The sequence below is a fragment of the Streptomyces sp. NPDC038200 genome (assembly GCF_055600785.1).
The window spans coordinates 1-21509 of sequence record NZ_JBVJYH010000014.1 but is presented as its reverse complement, the minus strand read 5'-3'; the positions used below and the strand labels follow the sequence as shown (position 1 = coordinate 21509).

Below are 21509 nucleotides of genomic sequence, written 5' to 3'. Positions count from 1 at the left end.
AGCCCGAAGGGGAAAGCCGGCCTTGCCGCAGCACATCACCACCGAATTCCCGTGCTCGTTCGCGCAGCGGCGGCTCTGGTTCCTGGCGCAGCTGCCGGGTGCGGGCGAGGCGTACCACATGCCGCTGGCGTACGAGCTGCGGGGACCGCTGGACCGCGACGCGCTGATCCGGGCGCTCGACCGGCTGGCCGACCGGCACGAAGCGCTGCGGACCCGCCTGGTCGCCGTGGCCGGTGAGGTCCTCCAGCGGATCGACCCGCCCGGCAGGGGGTTCCCGCTGCGGACGCACGACCTGGCCGGCCGGCCGGACGCGGAGGACCGGCTCGCCGCCCTGCGCCGGGAGGAGGCCACCGCACCGTTCGACCTCGCCCGGGGCCCGCTGTTCCGCGGCCGGCTGGTGACGTTGGCCGCGGACCGGCACGTCCTGCTGGTGACCGCCCACCACATCGTGTCGGACGGCTGGTCGACCGGTGTGTTCACGCGGGAACTCGGCGAGCTGTACGCGGCGTTCCGCGACGGCGGGAACGATCCGCTGCCGGCACTGCCGCTGAGCTACGCCGAACACGCCGCCCGGCAGCGGCGCGAGACCGCCCCGGACACGGTGGCCCGGCAGGCCGCGTACTGGCGTGAGACCCTGGCGGACGCGCCCGCCCTGCTCGACCTGCCGACCGACCGCCCGCGCCCGGCCGAGCAGGACCATCGGGGTGCGCAGCTCCGCGTCGAGTTCGACACGGAACTCACCGCCGCCCTGCGGACGTTGAGCCGACGCACCGGCAGCACCCTGTTCATGACCCTGCTGACCGGATGGGCTCTGGTGCTCTCCCGGTGGTCCGGGCAGACCGACGTGGTGATCGGCACGCCCACCGCCCACCGCGGCCGGGCCGAACTCGAAGGGCTGATCGGCTTCTTCGTCAACAGCCTGGCACTGCGCGTCGACGTCTCCGGTGATCCGTCGGTGGCCCGGCTGCTGAAGCGCGTGCGCGAGGTGACCCTGTGGGCACTGACCCACCAGGACCTGCCGTTCGAGCAGGTGGTGGAGTTGGTCAAGCCACCCCGCAGCCCGGCCCACACACCGTTGTTCCAGGTGATGTTCGCCTGGCAGAACACCGAGGGCGGCGAGCCGGCCCTGCCGGACCTAGACGTGACGACGCTGGACGTGCCCCATGTCGGGGCCAAGTTCGACCTGGCCCTGTCACTGGCCGAGGAGGGCGACCGCATCGTCGGCACCCTGGACTACGCGGTCGCGCTGTTCGACCGGGAGACGGTGGAGCGGCACTGCCGACAGCTGCGCCGGGTGCTGACCCTGATGGCCGCCGACCCGGAAAGCCCGGTGTCCGCCCTGGAGTTGCTGTCCCCGCGCGAGCGCGCCGAACTGCTGGACGACTTCAACGACTCGGGGCCGGCGGTTCCCGCGCTGCCCTTCCCCGCGCTGTTCGAGGAGCGGGTGCGCCGATCTCCCGAAGCGGTGGCGGTGGAGTTCGGTGCGGACTCGCTGTCGTACGGAGAGCTGAACGCACGGGCCAACCGGCTGGCCCGCCACCTGGTCCGGCTGGGAGTGGGCCCGGAAAGCGTGGTGGCGGTGGCCCTGCCCCGGTCGGTGCGGTGGCTGGTGGCGGTCCTGTCGGTAGTGAAGGCCGGCGGCGCCTATCTGCCCGTCGACCCCGCCTACCCGGCCGACCGGATCGCGTACCTGCTCGCCGACGCCGCCCCGGTCTGCGTCCTCACCGACACGGCCACCGCGCCGACCCTGCCCGGCACGACCGCCCCGCTGCTCCTCCTGGACGACACCGACCCGGTCCCTGCCACGACTCCGGCCCCCTCGGCGAACGCCACGGCTCCGGCCCGCCCGGCGGACGCCGTCGCCTCCGGTCGTCCGGCGGACGCGGCCGACCTCACCGATGCAGAGCGCGCCGCCCCGCTGCTGCCGGAGTCCCCGGCGTACGTCATCTACACCTCCGGTTCGACAGGCCGGCCCAAGGGCGTGGTCGTCACCCACGCGGGCCTCGCCGCCCTCTCGGCGAGCCAGATCGAGCGCCTGGCCGTCACCCCGGACAGCCGGGTGCTCCAGTTCGCCTCACCGAGCTTCGACGCCGCCGTCTGGGAGGTGTGCATGGCGCTCCTGTCCGGCGGGCGGCTGGTGATGGCCCCGGCGGACGAACTGCTGCCGGGCGAGGGCCTGGCCGGGGTGCTGCGCCGGCACGCCGTCACCCACGCCACCCTGCCCCCCACTGCGCTGGCGGTGCTGCCCCACGACGCCCTGCCGGACGGCATGACCCTCGTCGTGGCGGGCGAGGCGTGTCCGCCGGCCCTGGTGGAGCAGTGGGCGCCCGGCCGCCGCATGGTCAACGCGTACGGCCCGACCGAGACGACGGTCTGCGCCACGATGAGCGCCCCCCTGGCCGGGACCGGGACCCCGCCCCTCGGCACGCCCGTGGCCGGCACCCGGGTGTACGTCCTCGACGCGCACCTGCGGCCCGTCCCGCAGGGATTCCGCGGGGAGCTGTACATCGCCGGCGCGGGCCTGGCCCGCGGCTACCTCGGCCGCCCCGAGCTGACGGCGGAGCGTTTCGTCACCGACCCCTACGGCCCGCCCGGTACGCGGATGTACCGCACCGGCGATCTGGCCCGGTGGCGGGCCGACGGCCGGCTGGAGTTCGCCGGACGCGTCGACCACCAGGTGAAGGTGCGTGGTTTCCGCGTCGAGCCCGGCGAGGTGGAGGCCGTGCTGCTGGAGCAGCCGGGCGTTCTCGAGGCCGCGGTCCTGGCCGAGACCGACGGGACCGGCGGCACCCGCCTGGTGGCCGGGATCGGCCGGGGCGAGGCCGTGCCCCGGCCGGCGGGCGAGTGGCGTGCCGCGCTCGCCCGCCGCCTCCCCGCCCACATGCTCCCCGAACGCTTCGTGGAGGTGCCGCGGCTGCCGCAGACCCCCAACGGCAAACTCGACCGCGAGGCACTGCTGGAACGGGCACGGACGGCCGGGCCCGCCCAGGTCAACACCTCCACCCCGCGCGACCACGTCGAGCTGGCGCTCTACGGGATCTGGAAGCGGCTGCTGCTCCACCCCGACATCGGCATCCGGGACGACTTCTTCGACCTGGGCGGGACCTCGATCTCCGCCGTCAAACTCGCCCACGCCGTCCGCGAGACGTTCGGCGAGCCGCTGCCCGTCCGCGACATCATGCTGCACCCGACCATCGAGGCGCTCGGCGGACGGCTGCGGCAGGGCGCCGCGGCCCAGCCCCCCGGCAGCCTCATCGCCTTCCGCGAGGGTGACGGGCACCGCCGCGTCGTGTGTATCCACCCCGGCGGTGGCACGGCCTTCTGCTACCTGCCGCTGGCCAGGGCCCTCCCGGAGGACTACGGCGTCTACGGCGTCCAGTCCCCGGGACTGAACCCCGGCGAGAGCTTCCTGCCCACGGTCGAGGCCATGGCGGACGACTACCTCCGGCTCATCGAACCACTGCTCGACGGGCCGCTGGTGCTCACCGGCCTCTCCTTCGGCGGCCTGGTCGCCCACGAGATGGGACGCCGGCTGGCCGAGGCCGGGCACACCGAGCTGAGCGTGGTCCTCCTCGACACGTACGGCAGCGAGGACGACGCCGTACGCGAGGCGATCGAGCCGGTGGAGATGGCCGAGTTCCGCGAGAAGCTGGTCCGGTTCAACGGCATGTACCCCGGTATCGAGGACGAGCAGATCGAGCGGTACTTCGGGGTCTACAACCACAACCGGGCGGCCGCGAGCGCCTACCGGGCACCGTCCACCCCGGCCCGGCTGGTCCTGTTGCAGGCCACGCGGGGACTCGACGACCTGGCGGTGCGCACGGCCGCGGACCACTGGCGCCGTCGAGCCGGCACCGGCCGCCTGCGGGTGGAGCAACTGGACTGCGACCACTGGGAGATCCTGGAACCCGCCGGGGTCCCGCGCGTGGCCGCGCTGCTCGCATCCGAGCTGGCCGGCCGGCCGGCGCCCCGACCCGTACCGAACGAGGCCCGACCCGGCCTGGCGCGGAGAGCATGATGGAAACCACACCCGTACCCACCGCGCACACCCCGGAGAACGCGGCGACCCCGCAGACCCCGGTGCCCGCACAGAACGCGGCGACCGCGCGAAACCCGGTGACCGAGCAGGCCCCGACGACCCCGGAGAACGCGGCGGCCCCGCAGACCCCGGTGACCGCAGAGAACGCGGCGAGTCCGCAGAGCCCGGCGTCCGCGGGGGCCCTCCCTGTCGTGCCCCGAGCGGCCGGCCTGGCCGCGCGGGTGCTGGCCCAGGCCCGCCGTACCCCGGACGCCCCCGCCGTCGTCGACGGCGAACGGCGCCTCGACTACGCCGCGCTCGACTCCGCCGGCGCCGCCGTCGCCGACGCCCTGCGCCGCGCCGGCATCCGGCCCGGCCAGGCCGTGGCGGTCTGCCTGCCGCGGTCCTGGCAGCTGGTCTGCGCGATGCTCGGCATCCTGCGCCTGGGCGCGGTGGTGGTACCGCTCGACGCGCAGAGCCCACCCGAGCGGCGCGGCCACATCCTCACCGACTCGGCCTCCGTGGCGCTGATCCACGGCGAGGAGACCCCCGACGGCCTGCCGGACGGCGTGACCCCCCTGGCGGTCGCATCCTTGCTCGCCACCAGCCCGGCAACCACCGACACCCTGCCGCTGGAAGCCGAAGCCGAAGCCGAAGCCGAAGCCGAAGCCGAAGCCGAAGCCGAAGCCGAAGCCGAAGCCGAAGCCGAAGCCGAAGCCGAAGCCGAAGCCGGAGCCGGAGCCGGAGCCGGAGCGGAAGTCGTAGCCGCCCGCATAGCCAAGCCCACGCCCAAGCCCACGCCCGCTGCTGCCGCTGCCGTCGCCCCCGCGGGGACCGCCGACGCGGCCCCGGTCAGCTTCGTCTTCTACACGTCCGGCACGACCGGCCGCCCCAAGGGCGTCGAAGTACGTGACGCCGGCATCCTGCGTCTGGCCCGGCCCGGCTATCTCCGGCTGCCCGAGGGCGCGCGCTACGCCTGTCTGTCCAACCCCGCCTTCGACGCCCTGAGCTTCGAGGTGTGGGTACCGCTGCTGACCGGCGGCTGCTGTGTCGTCCTCGGCGACGAGGTGGTGCAGACCCCCGACCTGCTCGCGGCCGAGCTGCTGCGCCTGCGCATCGACACGCTCTTCATGACGGTGGCGCTGTTCAACGCGGTGGTCGACAGGGCGCCCCACTGCTTCGCCGGAGTCGGCCAGGTACTGGTCGGAGGGGAGCAGCTCAACGCCCCGCTGATCCGGCGCTGGTACCGGGACAACGGCGCGAGCCGCACCCAGCTGCACAACGTGTACGGCCCCACCGAGGCCACCACCTTCGCCCTGTGCCACCCCATTCCCCGCGACTTCGACCGGGACGTGGTGCCCATCGGCCGGACACTGCCGGGCACCGAGGCGCTCGTGGCGGTCGACGGCGCCCGGCCGGCCGAGACCGGCGAGGTGGGCGAACTCCTCCTCGCCGGGGAGGCGCTGGCGGCCGGCTACCGCAACCTGCCGGACGAGACCGCACGCCGCTTCGTCCGGCTCGACTGGCACGACGGCGGGCGCACCCGCCACTACCGCACCGGCGACCTGGTACGACGCGGCGCCGACGGTCTGATCGAGTACGTGGGGCGCACCGACCGCCAGGTGAAGGTCCGCGGCTTCCGGATCGAACCCGGGGAGCTGGAACGCCACCTCCTGGCCCACCCGGCGGTCCGGCAGGCGTACGTCTGCACGCGCCGGGACGACCGGCAGGGCGTCAACGAACTGCTGGCCTACCTGGTCCCCGGCGAGGGCCTCGACTTCGACGACTTCGACCGTCACCTGGCGGCCGGCCTGCCGTCGTACATGCGCCCGCACCGGATCCACCTGGTCGACGAACTCCCGCTGAACGCCAACGGCAAGACCGACCGGGCCGCCCTGCTGCGACGCGACGACGGCCGGCCCTGGCGACGCGCCGAGAGCACGGCCGCCACGACCGGCGCCACGACCGGCGCCACGACCGGCGCCACGACGGTGCAGCGTGAGGTGCTCGACCTGGCGAGCCGGGTCCTGGGCGTACCGGGGCTGCGCCCGGACGACCGCTGGATACCCAGCGGCGGCGACTCGCTGAAGGCCCTGCGCCTGCGCTCCGAGGTACGCGGGCGCTGGGGCTGCGAACTGCCCCAGAGTCTGGTCCTGCGGGCGGACCTCGCGGAACTGGCCGCCGCCGTCGAGGCCGGACGCGGCACGGACCGCTCTCCGTACCCGGCGCCCCCCGTCCCGGCGGGCGCCCGGTCCGCGCCGGCCACCTCCGAGCAGCAGCGGCTCTGGCTGCTGCACCAGCGCGACCCCCGGTCCCGCGCCTACGACGTCGGGCTCGCCTTCCGCATCCGCGGCACCGTCGACCGCACGGCGCTGCGCCGCGCGCTGCGCCGGCTGGTGGTACGCCATCCCGCGCTGCGCACCGCGTTCGAGGCCACCACCGAGGGACTGCGCCAGGTGGTGGGCGAGCCGTACGACCCGTGGACGGAACCGCCCGCGGACCCGGGCGGCGGCGAGCGGAGCCACGACGACCACGCCCGCCGTTTCTTCGCCACTCCGTTCGACCTGGCCCGGCCGCGCCTGCTGCGGGCGAGCTGGCTCCCCGACGGCCGGGGCGGCGTACTGCTGCTGCACCTGCACCACATCGCGGTCGACGGCTGGTCGCTCAACGTACTCTTCCGGGAACTCTCGCAGGAGTACGCGGCCGCGCCGGACGAGGACGAGGGCGCCCCGGCCGCGGCGCCCACCCCGCTCGACTTCGCCGCCTGGCAGACCGACTGGTACACCCGGCCGGACTACCGGACCCAGCGGGCCGAACTGCGGGCCCACTACGCCCGGACGGAGGAGGAGCAGGAGGAGCAGGCGGCGTCCGCGGTCCTCTGGGAGCCGGTCGGTCAACCGGTCCGCGCCGAGGGCCGCCTGCTGCGCACGTCCCTCGACCCGGAGCGCCGGGCCGCCCTGGACCGGCTCTGCTCCGAACTGGGACTGACCCGATTCCAGCTGCTGCTGGGCGTGTTCGCCTGGAGCCTGTACGGCGTCACGGGCCGTTCGCGGCTGCGGCTGGCGAGCCCCGTCGCCAACCGCCCGGTGCGGGAGTTCGAGGACAGCGTCGGCATGTTCGCCAACACGGTGCTGCTGCCCCTGCGGGTCGCGCCCCGCGAGACGCTGCGCGCCGAACTGCTGCGGCACGCCGCCGCCGCACAGGCCGTACTGGACCGGCAGGACGTGACCCTGGCCGACGTACTGGCCGACCGGGACGCGCACGACGACGGCACACCGTTCGACTTCCTGTTCGTCCTGGAGAACACCGACTTCTCCGCGCTGGCCCTGCCGGGCTGCGACGCCCGCCCCGAATGGCCGGCACCGGCCCATGCCAAGTGCCCCCTGACCCTGTCGGTGGTCGAGCACGCGGACGGCCTCGACTGCCTGTGGGAGTACGCCGACGGTCCCCTCGACGCCGCGGAGGTGCGGGCGATGGCCGACCTCTTCCGGGACGGGCTGGACCGGCTGGCGGGGGAGCGGGAAGGCACCGTCGCCGACCTGGTGACGCCGTACCGGCACAGCCTGCCCGACCCCGGCCGCGGCGCCCACGCGCGGCCGGCCCGCACCACGGTCGCCGAGGCGTTCGCCGACCAGGTCCGCCGGACACCCACCGCCCCCGCCCTGGCCGACGGCGAGCGCACCCTCAGTTACGCCCTGCTCGACCTCCACGTCGCGGCGCTGGCCGCCGAACTCCTGGAGCGGTTCCCCGCACCGCCCGAGGACGACGACCGGCCGCGTGGCATCGCGCTCCACCTCGAACCCTCCGTCGAACACGTGGTGGCGCTGCTCGCCCTGGCCCGCCTGAACATCACCGCCGTCCCGCTCGACCCCGGCTATCCGCCCGCGCTGCTGCGGCAGATCCTGGACCAGGCACGACCGCTGTGCGTCCTGGTCCCGCCCGGCGACGAGGCCGCGCTCGACGCGCTCGCCCCGCCGCACCTGCCCCGCCACCCCGTCCGCCTGTCGACCGCGCCCGCCCCCGCGCTGCCGCCGCACGCGGGCCGACGGCCGCTGTACACCCTGTTCACCTCCGGCTCCACCGGCACCCCCAAGGGCGTGCAGGTGTCCGACCGCACCCTGTGCAACCTCCTCCAGTGGCAGAGCGAATCCGGTGGCCTGGCGGCGCCCGCCGTCACCCAGCAGTTCTCCATGCTCTCCTTCGACGTGTCCTTCCAGGAGATCTTCGGGACCCTGTGCGGCGGCGGCTTCCTGCACCTGGTCCGGCCAGGCTGGCGGCAGGACCCGCCCGCGCTGCTGGCCCAGCTGGAGTCGGCCGGCGTGGAACGCGTCTTCATGCCCTACGTCGCGCTGCAACTCCTCGCGGAGCACGCCGTCCACCTCGGCCGCTATCCCTCGCGGCTGCGCGAGGTGATCACCGCGGGCGAGCAGCTGCTGTGCACGGACGCCATCCGCCGCTGGTTCGCCGGGATGCCCGGCGCACGCCTGTTCAACCACTACGGCCCGACCGAGACACACGTCGTCAGCGCCCTGTGCCTGGACGGCGACCCGGCGCACTGGCCGGAACGCCCGGCGATCGGCCGGCCCGTGGCCAACACCCTGCTCCGCGTCGTCGACGAGGCCGACCAGGCCGTACCACCGGGACGCCCCGGCCGGCTGCTGATCGGCGGTCCGCTGGTCTCGCCCTGCTACCTGGGCGACGCCGGACTCAACCGCACCCGCTTCGTGGAACTGCCCGGCCTCGGGCAGTTCTACCGCACCGGCGACCTGGCCCGGTTCGACCACGACGGGCTCCTGCACTACCTGGGGCGCGACGACCAGCAGATCAAGCTGAGCGGCCACCGGCTGGAACTCGGCCAGGTCGAGGCCGCGTTGCTGCGCCACCCCGCGATCGTCAACGCCGTGGTGGCGCTGGACGGCGAGCAGCTGACGGCCTGCCTCCAGTTCCGCGACCAGTCCCCGGCACCGGAGGAACTGGCGTCCCATCTGGCGCCGTTGCTGCCGCCCCACGTACGCGTCCAGCGCTTCCGCCGGCTGGCCGCGCTGCCGCGCACTCCCAGCGGCAAACTGGACCGCCGCCGGGCGCTCACCGCGCCCGGCGAGGAGCTGACCCCGCGCGCCGCCGCCGCGCCCCGCCCGTCCTCGCTGGAGGGGCGCCTCACCGGCCTGTTCGAGGCGGTGACCGGTGCACCGGTCCAGCCCGACCAGCGCTTCTTCGACGCGGGAGCCTCCAGCCTCGACCTGATGCGCTTCCACCTGCGCTGCACCACGGAACTGGGACTGGCGCTGACCGTCGCCGACCTGTTCGAGCACGTCACCGTCCGCCGCCTGGCCCGCTTCCTGGAAGGACACCCGCCCACGGCCCATCGTCCCTCGGCCGGCACCACGGCCTCCCGGCCCCCGGCCGGCACCACGGCACCCCGTTCCCCCGTCGGCGGCACGGTGGACCGGCCGTCGGCCGGTGCCGTGGCCGTCGACCCGTCGTCGGCCGACGAGCCGGTCGCCGTCATCGGCATGGCGGTACGGCTGCCCGGCGCCGACGACCTGTCCTCCTTCTGGCGGATGGTGCGCGGCGGCGGCAGCGGCATCGCGTACTTCGACGCGGCGGACGGCCTGGTCGGCGCCCGCAGCCAGATGTCCGGACCGCTGGCGTTCGACCCGGAGCACTTCGGCATCAGCCGGCGGGACGCGCGCCTCATGGACCCCCAGCAGCGCCATCTGCTGATGACCTGCGTCCAGGCGCTCGCCCACGCCGGGGTCGCCGACCCGTCCGCCCGGCCCGTCGGCCTGGTCGCGGCCTGCGGAGAGAACACCTACTTCCAGTCCCTGCTGCGCGAGGCGGATCCGGCGCACCTGCCCGACGGCTTCCAGCTGGCCCTGCACCACGAGAAGGACTTCCTCGCCACCAAGGCGGCTTACCACCTGGGCCTGACCGGACCGGCGTTCACCGTGCAGGCCGCCTGCGCCAGTTCGCTGGTGGCCGTCCACCTCGCGGCCGGCCTGCTCCGCCAGGGCGACGCCGAGGTGATGCTGGCCGGGGGAGTGCTCGTCGACACCTCGCTCACCGACGGCTACGCCTACCAGCCCCAGCACATCTTCTCCGCGGACGGACACTGCCGGCCCTTCAGCGACGACGCCGACGGCACCATAGGCGCCAGCGGTGCCGGTGTGGTGGTGCTCAAACCCCTGCGGCTCGCGCTGCGCGACGGCGACACCGTCTACGCCGTGGTCACCGGCTCGGCCCTCAACAACGACGGCGCCGGCAAGCTCGGCTACAGCGCCCCGTCACTGGCCGGCCAGCGCGAGGTGATCCGGACCGCCCTGCGCCGCGGCGGCCGTACCGGCGCCGACATCGGCTACGTCGAAGCGCACGGCACCGGCACCCAGCTCGGCGACCCGGTCGAGGTGGGCGCGCTGCGCCAGGCCCTGGACCCCGGTCCGTCGGACAGGTGCGCGCTGTCGTCGGTGAAGAGCCAGATCGGGCATCTGGGCGCCGCGGCCGGGGTGGTGGGACTCGTGCGGGCCGCCCTGGCGGTCCACCACGGAGTGATCCCGCCCACCATCGGCTTCCACCGGGTCAACCCGCGGATCGGCGACCTCGCGCCGTTTTACGTGCCCACCGAGGCCCGGCCGTGGCCGGCGGACCGGCCGCGGGTGGCGGCGGTGAGCAGCTTCGGCATCGGCGGCACCAACGCCCACCTGCTGCTGGAGGCGGCGCCGGCACCGGCCGCGCCCCCCGCGCCCGTGCCCTGTCTGATGCTGTCCGGCAGCAGCGCGGAGGCCCTGCGTGCCGACGCCGCCCGGATCGCCGACTACCTGCGGGACCACCCCGAGAGCTACGCCCGGGTGCTGCGGCACCTCCAGGCCGGACGCCCCGCGCGCCGCTGGCGGCTGGCGGCGCACTGCCCGGACGCCGCCGCCGCGGTGGCCTGGCTGCGCACGGCGACCGGCAGCGAGGTGGCACCGGGCGAGGAGAGCCTCCCCGCCGCGGGCCGTACGCCTCAGGAGCTGGCCGACGCCTGGCTGGCGGGGCGGACGATCCACTGGCCGGCCGGCCCGGCGCAGGCCCCCTGGGACTTCCCGCCGCCCGCCTTCCGGCTCGCCGACTACGACTTCCCGCGCGCCACCACCCGTGTGCCTACCTCCGCAGCCGCCTCCGCAGCCACCTCCACCTCCGCCTTCACCTCCGCGTCCGCGCCCGCAGTCACTTCCGCCTCCGCCTCCGCACCCGCTGCCCCCGAGGGGCCGCAGCGGTTGCCCGAAGCCGAGTGGCTGCACCAGCCGCACTGGGTCCGGCTGCGCCGGGCCCTGCCCGCCGGTCCCGCGGCGCCCGCCCGCGGACTGCTGGTGGTGATGGCGGCCGAGCCGCTGCCCGAGGCCGCGGTGCGTCCCCTGCGGGCGGCCTACACCCGGGTGGTCCGGGTCGCCGCGGCGGACGCCTTCGCCCGGCTGGCCGACGACCGCTACCAGGTCGACCCGGCCGACCCCGACTCGCTGGACCTGCTCCTGGACGCGTTGGCCGACGACGCCCGGACGGGCGTCGACTGGCTGCACGCGCTGCCGCTGGCGGTCGACGGGGCGGTGGACGAGGAGTCGCTCGCCCGGGCCCACTGGGCCTGCGTCGACACGCCGGCCGCGCTGATCCGGGCGATGGCCGGCCGGACGGAGGCGGGCCCGCTGCGCGCCTTCTGGCTCTCCCACCGGGCCCAGCCCGTGGAGGGCGGAACGGACCGGCCGGAACTCGGCCTGCTGGCCGGCATCTGCGACGTCGCACGCCAGGAGCGCGGCGTCGCCGGGCGCTGGCTGGACCTGCCGGGAGCCGACCTCGCCGACTGGGCGCCGCTGCTGGCACCGGTCCTGGCGGAGGCGGACGCCTCCGCCCCGGATCAGCGCCGGCTGGCGCTGCGGCAGGGCTACTGGTGGCGGCAGACCCTGCTGCCGGTCACCGCACCCCCCGAAACCGCCGAGGTGCCGGTGGCGGCGCACGGCGTCCACCTGATCCTGGGCGGCACGGGCGGCATCGGCGGCACCCTCGCGGCCGCGCTGCTGGAGCGGACCGACTGCCGGGTGATCCTGGTGGCCCGGCGGCCGATCCTGCCGGCCGGGCTGGCGCCCTGGGCGGACCGCGTCCGGGTGGTCGGGGCCGACCTGGCCGAGCAGCCGCCCGCGGCGGTGCTCGACCTGATCGAACGGCACACCGACCGGATCGACGGCGTGATCCACGCCGTCGGCGTGGCGGCCGGCAACCTCATCGTCCGTCGGGACGGCGCCGCCATGCGACGGGCCACCGCCGCGAAGCTGAACGGTGCCCTGCTGGTCGAGGCGGTGATCGAGCGCCACCGGCCGGAGTTCGCCGTGTACTGCTCCTCGATGGCGGCCCTGTTCGGCGGCGTGGGGCAGCTCGACTACGCCGCGGCGAGCGGTCTGCTGGACGGCTTCGCCCGCCACCGGGCCACCCCGGCGGAGACCACGCTGCGGCTCTGCGTCGGCTGGGACGTCTGGCACGAGGCCGGGATGGCCCGGCAGGCCCTCCGGTCGGACGCCCGCCATCAGGCGCACCTGGCGGTCGGCCTCGGCGTCGCGGAGGGCCGCCGGGTGTTCGAACGGGCCCTGCGGCTGCAACTGCCGCATCTGCTGGTGTCCACGACCCCTCCGGAGCAGGCCCGCGGCTTCTACGAGGCCCCTGCCGAGGCCCCCGCCGCGGCACAGCCCTCCGCCGGAGTACCGCACCCCACCGGGGCACGACCCCCCGCACCGGAGGCGTCCGCGCCCCGCCCCGAGGAGACCGACCGGCCCGCCGGACTGCTCGCGGAGCACCTGTGCCGCTGGCTGGGCGTGGAGGAACTGGACCCGGACGCGTCCCTGTACGACCTGGGCGCGGACTCGCTCACCCTGCTCGACCTGATCAGCGAGGTGAAACGGCACTTCGGCGTCGACCTCGAACTCTCCCGGATGAGCCACCGGGTCAGCCTGCGGGAGGTGCTGACGCTGCTCGGCGAGCCCGTACACGCCGAAGCGGACACCGACGACCGGATCCCCCTGGAGGTGTGGCAGCAGGGCACCGGACGCGACCTGCTGTGCCTGGTCCACCCCGTCGGCGGCGACATCCAGGCGTACCGGGCCCTGGTGTCCTCGCTCGACCCGCGCCTCACCGTCGCCCTGATCGCAGACCCCGCCCTGCACCGGCCCGCGCCCGCGTGGTCCCTGACGGAACGGGCCCGGCGCTACGACGCCGCCCTGCGCCGGCGCTTCCCGCACGGCGAGTGGCGCCTGCACCTGGCCGGCTGGTCCTTCGGTGCCTGGGTGGCCCTGGAGATGGCCGCACAGGCGGAGGCGGCCGGCCGGGCGGCGGCCGGGCTCTTCCTCCTCGACCCGCCGCCGCCCGGTGCCGGCCCGCGTTTCGCGGACTACGACGAAGCCCATATCGACGCGGTCTTCGCCCACGAACTGGGCACGAGGGGCACGGACACGGACCAGGGAGAGGCGACGGAGGCGGAGTCGGAGCGGAGGGCGGACGCGGAGCCGGGGCAGACGGCGGACGCGGCGTCGGGGCAGGCCGCGCGCGAGTACGCCGAGCGGCTGGCACGCTGCTGCCGGGCCAACCTCGCGAGCATGGCGGGGTACGAGCCGCCGCGCCCGTCCGGCACGCCCGCCCGGCTCTGGCTGGCCGGCCGCCCGGTGCCCGGCCTGCCCGCGCTCGGCTCCCCCGCCGAGCAGCTGGACCTGTGGCGGGCACATCTGCCCCGGCCGGCGCACTGCCGCGTCCTGGACACCGACCACTACGGCGTCGTCCGGCCGCCACAGGCCCGGACGGTGGCCGAGGAGATCAACGCGGCGGCGACGGCCGCCGACGAGCCCCGCTGACGCGCCCCCGGAAGGAACCTGAGACCCCCGCCGTGCACCCGCACCAGAATCCGTACCAGTCGCTGCCGCCCCGCTCGTTCTGGCGTTCCGCCGTGGCCGAGCCCGACCCCTCCGCCATCGCGGACCTGTGGACCCCGGGCTTCTCCCTCGGGCAGGACGCCCCCGTCCTCACCGTCGGCTCCTGCTTCGCCCGGCACATCGGGCCCGCCCTGCTCGACCGCGGCATGAACTGGCGTGACACCGAGCCCGCGCCGCCGGGACTCACCCCGGCCGAGCGGCAGAGCCGCCAGTACGGCGCGTTCTCGTTCCGCACCGGCAACGTCTACACCGCCGCGGTGTTCCGGCAGTGGCTGTCCTGGGCGAGCGGCGAGACCACCCCGCCCGACGAGGTCTGGTGCGAGGACGGCCGCTTCTTCGACCCGTACCGCCCCTCGGTCGAACCCGACGGGTACGACTCGGCGGAGGCGATGCTGGCCGCCCGCCGCACGACCCTGGACGCCATCGCGGGTGCCCTCGCCACGGCCGGCTGCCTGATCTTCACCCTGGGCCTGACCGAGGCCTGGGAGAACCGCGCCACCGGCGCCGTCCATCCGGTCTGCCCCGGCACCGTGCGCGGCACCTTCGACGCCGCACGGCACGCCTTCCGCAACTTCACCTTCGCCGAGGTGCACCGGGACCTGTCGGCCGCCCTCGCGCTCGCCCGCGCCGCCAACCCGGCGCTGCGCGTCGTGCTCACCGTCTCGCCCGTACCGCTGACCGCCACCGCCACCGGCGGCCACGCGCTCACCGCCACCACGTACTCCAAGTCCGTGCTGCGGGCCGTCGCGGGGCAACTGGCCCAGGAACACGACCACATCGACTACTTCCCGGCGTACGAGATCATCACCGGCGCGCCCTTCAAGGCGGCGTTCTTCGAACCGAACCTGCGCACGGTCACCCCGGAAGGCGTCGCCTTCGTCATGGACCGGTTCCTCGGCGCACTCGCCCAGCCCCCGGCCGCCTCCCGGCCCGAACGCGGAGAGGACGTCTGGTGCGATGACGCCGTACTCGACTACTACAGCCCCTTCTAGTACCGCGGCCCCCGCCCGGTTCCTGCTGCTGGGCGACTCGCACGCCGGCCCGATCGGCCGGGCGGCGAAGGCGGCGGGCATCCCCTTCCACGGGGGCCCGATCGGCGCCGGACGGGAGTTCACCGCCGAGTTCTTCGACGTCCGCGGGGACGACATCGTGTTCCGCAAGCCCGAGGCCGACCGGTACTACCGCCGCTTCCTGGCCGAGCTGGACACCCCGGCCCTCGGCGCGCTGACGGTGCCGCTGGTGTCGACCCTCGGATTCAGTACCCACTTCGTCGCCACCGCCGAGAACTGGAAGGTCTACCGGGTGCGCGGCGCGTTCCCGCCCGGCTTCCTGGCGAGCCGGCAGTTCGACGGCATCGTGTCGTCGATGTCCCGCGGAGCGCTGGCCTTCTACCGCCGGGCACGGCGACTCGGGCTGCGCACGCTCGCGGTGATGCCGCCGCAACGGGTGCCGGGCCACGCCGACGCCGAGGTCTTCCGGGCCGCGCAGGACACCCTCCGCCGAGCCCTGCTCCCGCTCGGCGTGGAGATCGTCGACCTGCGCGAGCGGGCCACCGACGCCACCGGCCGGCAGCGCCCCGAGCTGTGCGAGCCCGACGACACCATCCACGGGAATCTGGCCTTCGGCCGGATGATCCTGGCCGACCTGCTGGCGCGCGGCCTGTGACCCGGACCGACCCCCGCACGAGGAAGACGCAGAGGACATCATGGAGAAGTTCGTACTGGACGCCGTCGAGCGCCTCACCACCAGGCCCAGGACGGTCTACGAGACGATCACCGCGGACCCGCTGACCCCGGTCGTCGGCGCCGAGGTGACCGGCGTCGACCTGTCCGGCGAACTGCCGGACCGGCAGCTCGCCGAGATCCGGCACGCCTTCCTCGAACACCACGTGCTCGTCTTCCGCGACCAGGTGCTGTCGGCCGAGGACCACAAGCGGTTCGCCGCCCGCTTCGGTGAACTCCGCCCGCTGCCGGTGGCCGTCCCCGAGGGCCGCGACCCGGTGATCCTGGAGATCAGCGCCGACAAGGACTCCACCGACGTCGACGGCCACGGCTGGCACGCCGACGGGACCTCCAACCCCGAACTGGCACTCGGCTCGATGCTCCACATCACCCGCACCCCGGACATCGGCAGCGGCGGCGACACCCTGTTCGCCAACATGCACCTCGCCTACGAGATGCTGTCCCCGGCGATGCGGGCCTTCCTGGACGGCCTGACGGCGGTCCACGACGACGCCGTCGCCTGGCAGGGCCACACCCCTCCGCAGGGCTACGTCCTGCCCAGGAACGAACACCCGGTGGTGGTGCGGCATCCCGAGACCGGCCGCAAGCTGCTGTTCGTCAACCCCGCCTACACCTCGCACATCGTGCAGCTGTCCGGGGCGGAGAGCACGGCACTGCTCACCCTGCTGTTCGACCTGGTCGCCCGCACGCCGATGCTGAGCTGCCGGGTCCGCTGGACCCCCGACACCCTGGTGTTCTGGGACAACCGCAGCGTCCAGCACCACGCCGTCTGGGACTACTACCCGCACGCACGCCACGGCCGGCGGGTCGCCATCAAGGGACAGCGACCGGAGGCGTGAGGTCCCGCGGTAGGCGGGGCCGCCGACCCCGCCCACCGGCCCGAGCGCGTCAGGACACCACCCGGGCCAGGCCGTCGGCGAGTCCGTCGGCCAACCGCCGGTGGACGGACCGCAGCCGCTCCGCCCGCTTCCCGCCCACCTCAGGGGCTGCCGTCCGCTCTCCGCCCACCTCCGGCGCCGTCGGCCGCTCCCCGTCGGCGGCCCACGCGAGGGCGCAGACCTGTACATGGGCGTAGGGCCAGGTCTCCGCGTAGGCGCGCGCGTCGGCCGCCGCCCAGGCCGCCGCCGTCGCGCCGGCGTGCGCCAGAGCGTTGCCGTCGGCGAAGGAGGCGGCGTTGGCGCCGGTGTTCGACTCGGCGTAGCTGCCCGCGAACTCGGCGGCCCGCTCGGCGCCGTAGTCGTTCGCGACGGCGTAGGCGTGGGCCCCGGCGTACGCGTCCGCGAAGGCGTCGGCCCAGGCGTAGGCGAGGCGGTAGGCGGCCCGCAACGCCGGTTCCAGCACCGCCTCCCACTCGGCCTCCGTGACGCGCTCGCCCGCCAGCGCCCGCAGGTGCAGGTCCCGTACCGCTTCCTGCGGCTCCCGCGGCCGGCCATGCCGGGCGCTCGCCTCCGCCAGCACCGGCGCGACGGAGTGCGCGTGCCAGTCGTGCACCACGCTGAACGGCACCCGGCCGGCCAGCCGTGCCAGTTCGCCGTGCACACGCAGCGCCCAGTCCTTCGCGACGGCCGCGTCCTGGCCGTCGTACAGCACGGCGAGCACCTGCCACAGCCAGTCCGGTGGCCCGGGGGCGGTCACCGAACCACCTTCGGTCCCGGGGGCGGTGGGGGCGGTGGCGGCCAGGCCGGCTTCGAGGCGGGCGAGAAATCCGTCGGACGACGTGGCGGCGGCCGGGGTACGGCTCATACGGTTCTCCAGTCCGGGGAGGTCGGCGCGCGTGATCGGACGCGGCGGCCGGGTCTGTCGGCAGGCCGCGCAGCCTAGGAAGCGCGCCGGACGGACTCCACCGATCGCGCGGAAGCTGCCCGAAGGGGCACGGTCCGTGCCCGTCCGGCGTGAAGTGCCAGGTCGCGCACGGGAGACGGCACGGCCGCGGTGGACCGGTGGCCGGCCCGCTCTACAGTTGATCAACGGTCCCCGGGTGCACCGGCCGGTCGCACACCGCCCACCGCGGGGAGACCGCCCTCTCAGGGAGACACCAGCGCATGAACGGCAACCAGACAGGAGCGGAAGCCGGCCCGCGGCCGACGGCCACCACCCGCGCGGGCACGGCCGGGGGCACCGCCACCGCCGGGCGGCTCGCCGACGGTCCGGGCAGGAGGGTGACAGCGGCGGGCGGGCCGTCCGGCGCCGCGGACCGGTACTCCGGACGGATCGCTCCGGACCGTGACTCCGGACGGGGCGCCGCGGAGCGGGACGCCGGACGGGTCCGTGGCACACCCGGCGCCCCGATGGCGCCGGACTCCGGACGCTTCCCGAGGCCCTCGTGGGACTCCGTCCTCCCCGACCGGCCCTGGTCGCTGGGCTCGGCGGTGGCCGAACCCCTTCCCGCCGGTGTCTGGCTGCGTCCGGCGGGCGCGGGCGACACCCGGTACGACCACCGGACGCGGCTTTCCGGCCTGCGCGTCCGTGCCGACCTGCTCACCGTGGTGGTCGGCGTCCCGGGAGCGGAGCCGGTGCCACTGGCCGACGTCGCCCGTCTCCGGCAGAGCCTGCCCCCGCACCTGCGACCGGCGGTGCGGTTCGTCTGTTACGGGCCCACCCGCCTCAGCGGCGGAAGGCACTTCGGGGACGTCCTCGCCCAGGTGGTCGGCGAACCCGTGCGCCTGTACAACGGGATACCCGGCGGCGCCGACGGATCCGGCGAGGTGCTGCTCGTGCGGCAGGACGGCTCCCCGGGCCGCCCCGTGCGGGGACGGGAGTTCGTCCACCTGCCGCCGACCGACTCCGCCGCACCCCCGCCGACGCCCTTCGCGGTGGCGCACGGCTGGCCGCTCGACGGCCTTGCCGAGATCAGCCCCGGCACCCACCTCCTCGCCGAGGACGCGGTCGTCGAGGTGGTGCGCAGCGGCCTGTGGGTGCGGCTGCCGCAGGACCCGCCGTACGCGGCCGAGGTGCGAGCCGCCGACCCGGACCCCGGCCGGGAACGGATCCTGTGCGACGCCGACTCCGCGGCGGCGCTGCCCCGGCTCAGACAACTCGCGGCGGACCTGCTGGAGTCCTTCCCGCCCGAACTGCGCGGTGCGGTCCGCCTCGGGGTCTGCCGTCCCACCGCCGACCGCGGCCGGACCACCCCGGCGGGGCCGGCCGCGCGCACCGGCGCCTCCCCGGACCCCGCCGGCTCCCGCACCGGGCCCAGCGGCGGGCGGACCGGCGGACACACCGGTGGGGCCCGGCCGACGACCGCCCCCGGCACCGAGCACGAGGGCTCCCTGTCCGTCGCGGCCGAGGTCCTGCACCGACATCCCGAACTCACCGCGGACCGGCCGGAGCCGGACGCCGTCGCCGGTCTCGCGGCGGTGCTCCGCCGGCTGGCGGAGACCGCGGACCCGGACGGCAGCGGAGCGGAAGCGGCGGCCGGTCGGCCGACGCCCGCCGACGGCGCACTGCTGCGCACGGGGCTGCGGATGCTCCCCGTGCACCACGGGGCGACGGGCCTGCGGGCGACGCTCGACGAGGCGATGCGCCAGTGGTACGCGGGGCAGTCGCTGGTGGTCGACCCGCACGCCTGCGAGGCATCGGCCCTGGGCCCCGGCGACGCCCCGGGCAACACCGACTTCCTCATCTGGTCGGTGGACGGCCGCCGCACGGACCTGCTCGACCCGCTGTCCCCGGACCGGGTGCTGTTCCTGCCCGGCACCCGGTTCCGCGTCCTCGCGGCGGAACCCGGCGTCGTCATGATGCGCGAGGTCGAACCCGGCAAGACCCCCCAGGACCCGGAACTCGACCGGGCGGCGGTACGCGAACTCACCCGGGCCCGGCGCGGCTGGCGCGGCACCGGCGGAGCCTGACACGGCGGCCCGCCGGTACGAGGTCACCCGCCGGTACGCTGCGGCCCCGCCGAACGCGGGGTCCCCGCGGGGTGTTCGGACAGTTCCCCTGACCTAAGGGGCACGGTGACGCCCTCGCGCTGGCGGGCTGCGGTCGGCCGCCAGAAGGATGACGCGCGGAGGCGGCTCCCTTCGACGACGGCCGGGGTGACCCCGGCACCCCGGGGAGCGGCTCTCCCCGTTCCCAGCCGGGCGGACCGCCCCTCCGTGCGACATGCCGGGACGCCCCGCGTCACCGGCCGAGGGCGCGCCACGCAGGCTGCCGAACCCCGATGGAACTGGCCACCGGCTCCTGGAAGGCGTGCCCCATGTTCAACGCACTTCTCCGCCGCTCACCCGGGCGGTACACGGAGAAGCAGAAACGAGTCGCCCTCGGCGCCCTGATCGCGACGCTGATGACGGCGGTCGTGGCGGTCCCCGCGCTCGCGGGACAGGACGGCGATCCCTCCCCGACGGCGTTCGCCCACCCGGGGGTGATGGAGAGCAGACCGCAACTGGACTTCGTACGGGAGAAGGTGCAGGCGGGGAGCCAGCCCTGGAAGGGCGCCTTCGACCAGATGATGGCGAGCCCCTACGCCTCCCTGTCCCGGAACCCGAGCCCCCGGCAGACGGTGGAGTGCGGCTCGTACTCCCAGCCCGACAACGGGTGCACCGCCGAGCGGCAGGACGCGATAGCCGCGTACACCGACGCGCTCGCCTGGTACCTCACCCAGGACGAGAAGTACGCCCAGAAGGCCATCGAGATCATGGACGCGTGGTCGTCGACGATCACCTCCCACACCGACAGCAACGCACCGCTGCAGACCGGCTGGGCCGGGTCCGTGTGGCCGCGCGCCGCGGAGATCATCCGCTCCACCCACACCGGCTGGCCCCAGGAGGACCGCTTCGCGAAAATGCTGCGCGAGGTCTACCTGCCCGAGGTCATCAAGGGCTCGGACAGCAACGGCAACTGGGAACTGAGCATGATGGAGGCCGCGGTCGGCATCTCCGTCTTCCTCGACGACCGGGCGAGCTACGACCAGGCGGTGGCCCGCTATCTGAAGCGGGTCGCCGCCTACGTCTACCTGGACTCCGACGGCTCCCTGCCCAAGACGGCGTCGGGAGTCGCGGGCGAGAGGTCGGCGACGGTCGGCTTGTGGCAGGGACAGTCGACCTTCACCTCCGGCCTCACCCAGGAGACGTGCCGGGACCTCACGCACACGGGCTACGGCATCTCCGCGATCTCCCACGTCGCCGAGACCGCCTGGAACCAGGGGCAGGACCTGTACTCCCAGGTGGGCGAGCGCCTGCGGCAGGCACTGGAGTTCCAGTCGAAGTACTCGCTCGGCGCCGCCGTGCCGTCCTCCGTCTGCGGCGGCAGCCTGAAGCAGGACCTGGGACCCGTCACCGAGGTCGGATACAACGCCCTGCACACCAGGCTGGGCCAGGACCTGCCCGAGACGGCCAAGCTCACCGAGCGCAACCGTCCCGCGGGGACGAACGACCTGTTCGTCGCGTGGGAGACCCTCACCCACGCCGACAACCCGGCCGGCCCCGCGACCGCGCCAACGCCGTCGGCCACTTCGTCCGCGTCCCCCGTCACGGGTGCGGTGGTTCCCCCCGGGAAGGGGTCCATGGGCTTCCCGTCGCGGTACGCGGCCCCGTACGTGGAGACGTGGGGGTCGCCCGACGAGCTGGAGAAGGCCCGTCAGGCGGGGCTGAAGTACGCCACGCTGGCGTTCGTGCTGGACGGCGGCGGCTGCAAGGCCACCTTCAACGGCAACACCCCGGTCACGGACGAGAAGTGGCTCTCCGCGGTGCAAGGGCTGCGTGGTTCCGGCGGTGAGGTGATCGCGTCGTTCGGCGGGGCCTCGGGCAAGGAACTGGCCCAGGGCTGTGATGCGGTGCCGGCGTTGCAGGAGCAGTACGGGGCCGTGGTCGA

At 75.0% G+C, this 21509-nt stretch carries 7 protein-coding genes and 1 pseudogene; 7 read left to right on the top strand and 1 reads right to left on the bottom strand.

Annotated features, from left to right (window positions below):
• Positions 1-22: 22 nt before the first annotated feature.
• The 5 genes from ACZ7KF_RS26210 to ACZ7KF_RS26190 are packed head-to-tail and all read left to right on the top strand — an operon-like array spanning position 23 to position 16540.
• Positions 23-4018, top strand: a complete 3996-nt coding sequence (locus ACZ7KF_RS26210) for a non-ribosomal peptide synthetase (protein WP_471079680.1) — start codon at positions 23-25, stop codon at positions 4016-4018.
• Complete coding sequence (locus ACZ7KF_RS26205; protein ID WP_471079677.1) at positions 4015-13881, top strand: amino acid adenylation domain-containing protein; 9867 nt, start codon at positions 4015-4017, stop codon at positions 13879-13881. Before ACZ7KF_RS26210 ends, ACZ7KF_RS26205 begins: the two co-directional genes overlap by 4 nt.
• 32 nt (positions 13882-13913) lie before the next feature.
• Positions 13914-14951, top strand: coding sequence for a GSCFA domain-containing protein (locus ACZ7KF_RS26200; RefSeq protein ID WP_471079674.1), 1038 nt, complete (start codon positions 13914-13916; stop codon positions 14949-14951).
• Positions 14917-15624 (top strand): hypothetical protein, encoded by a 708-nt coding sequence (locus ACZ7KF_RS26195; RefSeq protein ID WP_471079671.1) that lies wholly within the window; start codon positions 14917-14919, stop codon positions 15622-15624. Before ACZ7KF_RS26200 ends, ACZ7KF_RS26195 begins: the two co-directional genes overlap by 35 nt.
• Positions 15625-15664: 40 nt before the next feature.
• Complete coding sequence (locus tag ACZ7KF_RS26190) at positions 15665-16540, top strand: TauD/TfdA dioxygenase family protein (RefSeq protein WP_471079668.1); 876 nt, start codon at positions 15665-15667, stop codon at positions 16538-16540.
• 49 nt (positions 16541-16589) lie between these two features.
• On the opposite strand, the gene ACZ7KF_RS26185 is transcribed toward ACZ7KF_RS26190, so the two are convergent.
• Positions 16590-17444, bottom strand: a complete 855-nt coding sequence (locus ACZ7KF_RS26185; protein WP_471079665.1) for a SpcZ — start codon at positions 17442-17444, stop codon at positions 16590-16592.
• 299 nt (positions 17445-17743) lie between these two features.
• Between ACZ7KF_RS26185 and ACZ7KF_RS26180 the strand changes: the two genes are divergently transcribed.
• A complete protein-coding gene (locus tag ACZ7KF_RS26180) occupies positions 17744-19549 on the top strand; it encodes a hypothetical protein (protein ID WP_471079662.1) in 1806 nt (601 codons plus the stop codon).
• 434 nt (positions 19550-19983) lie between these two features.
• Positions 19984-21117, top strand: a pseudogene (locus ACZ7KF_RS26175) (alginate lyase family protein); the annotation flags it as partial.
• Between the last annotated feature and the right edge of the window lie 392 nt (positions 21118-21509).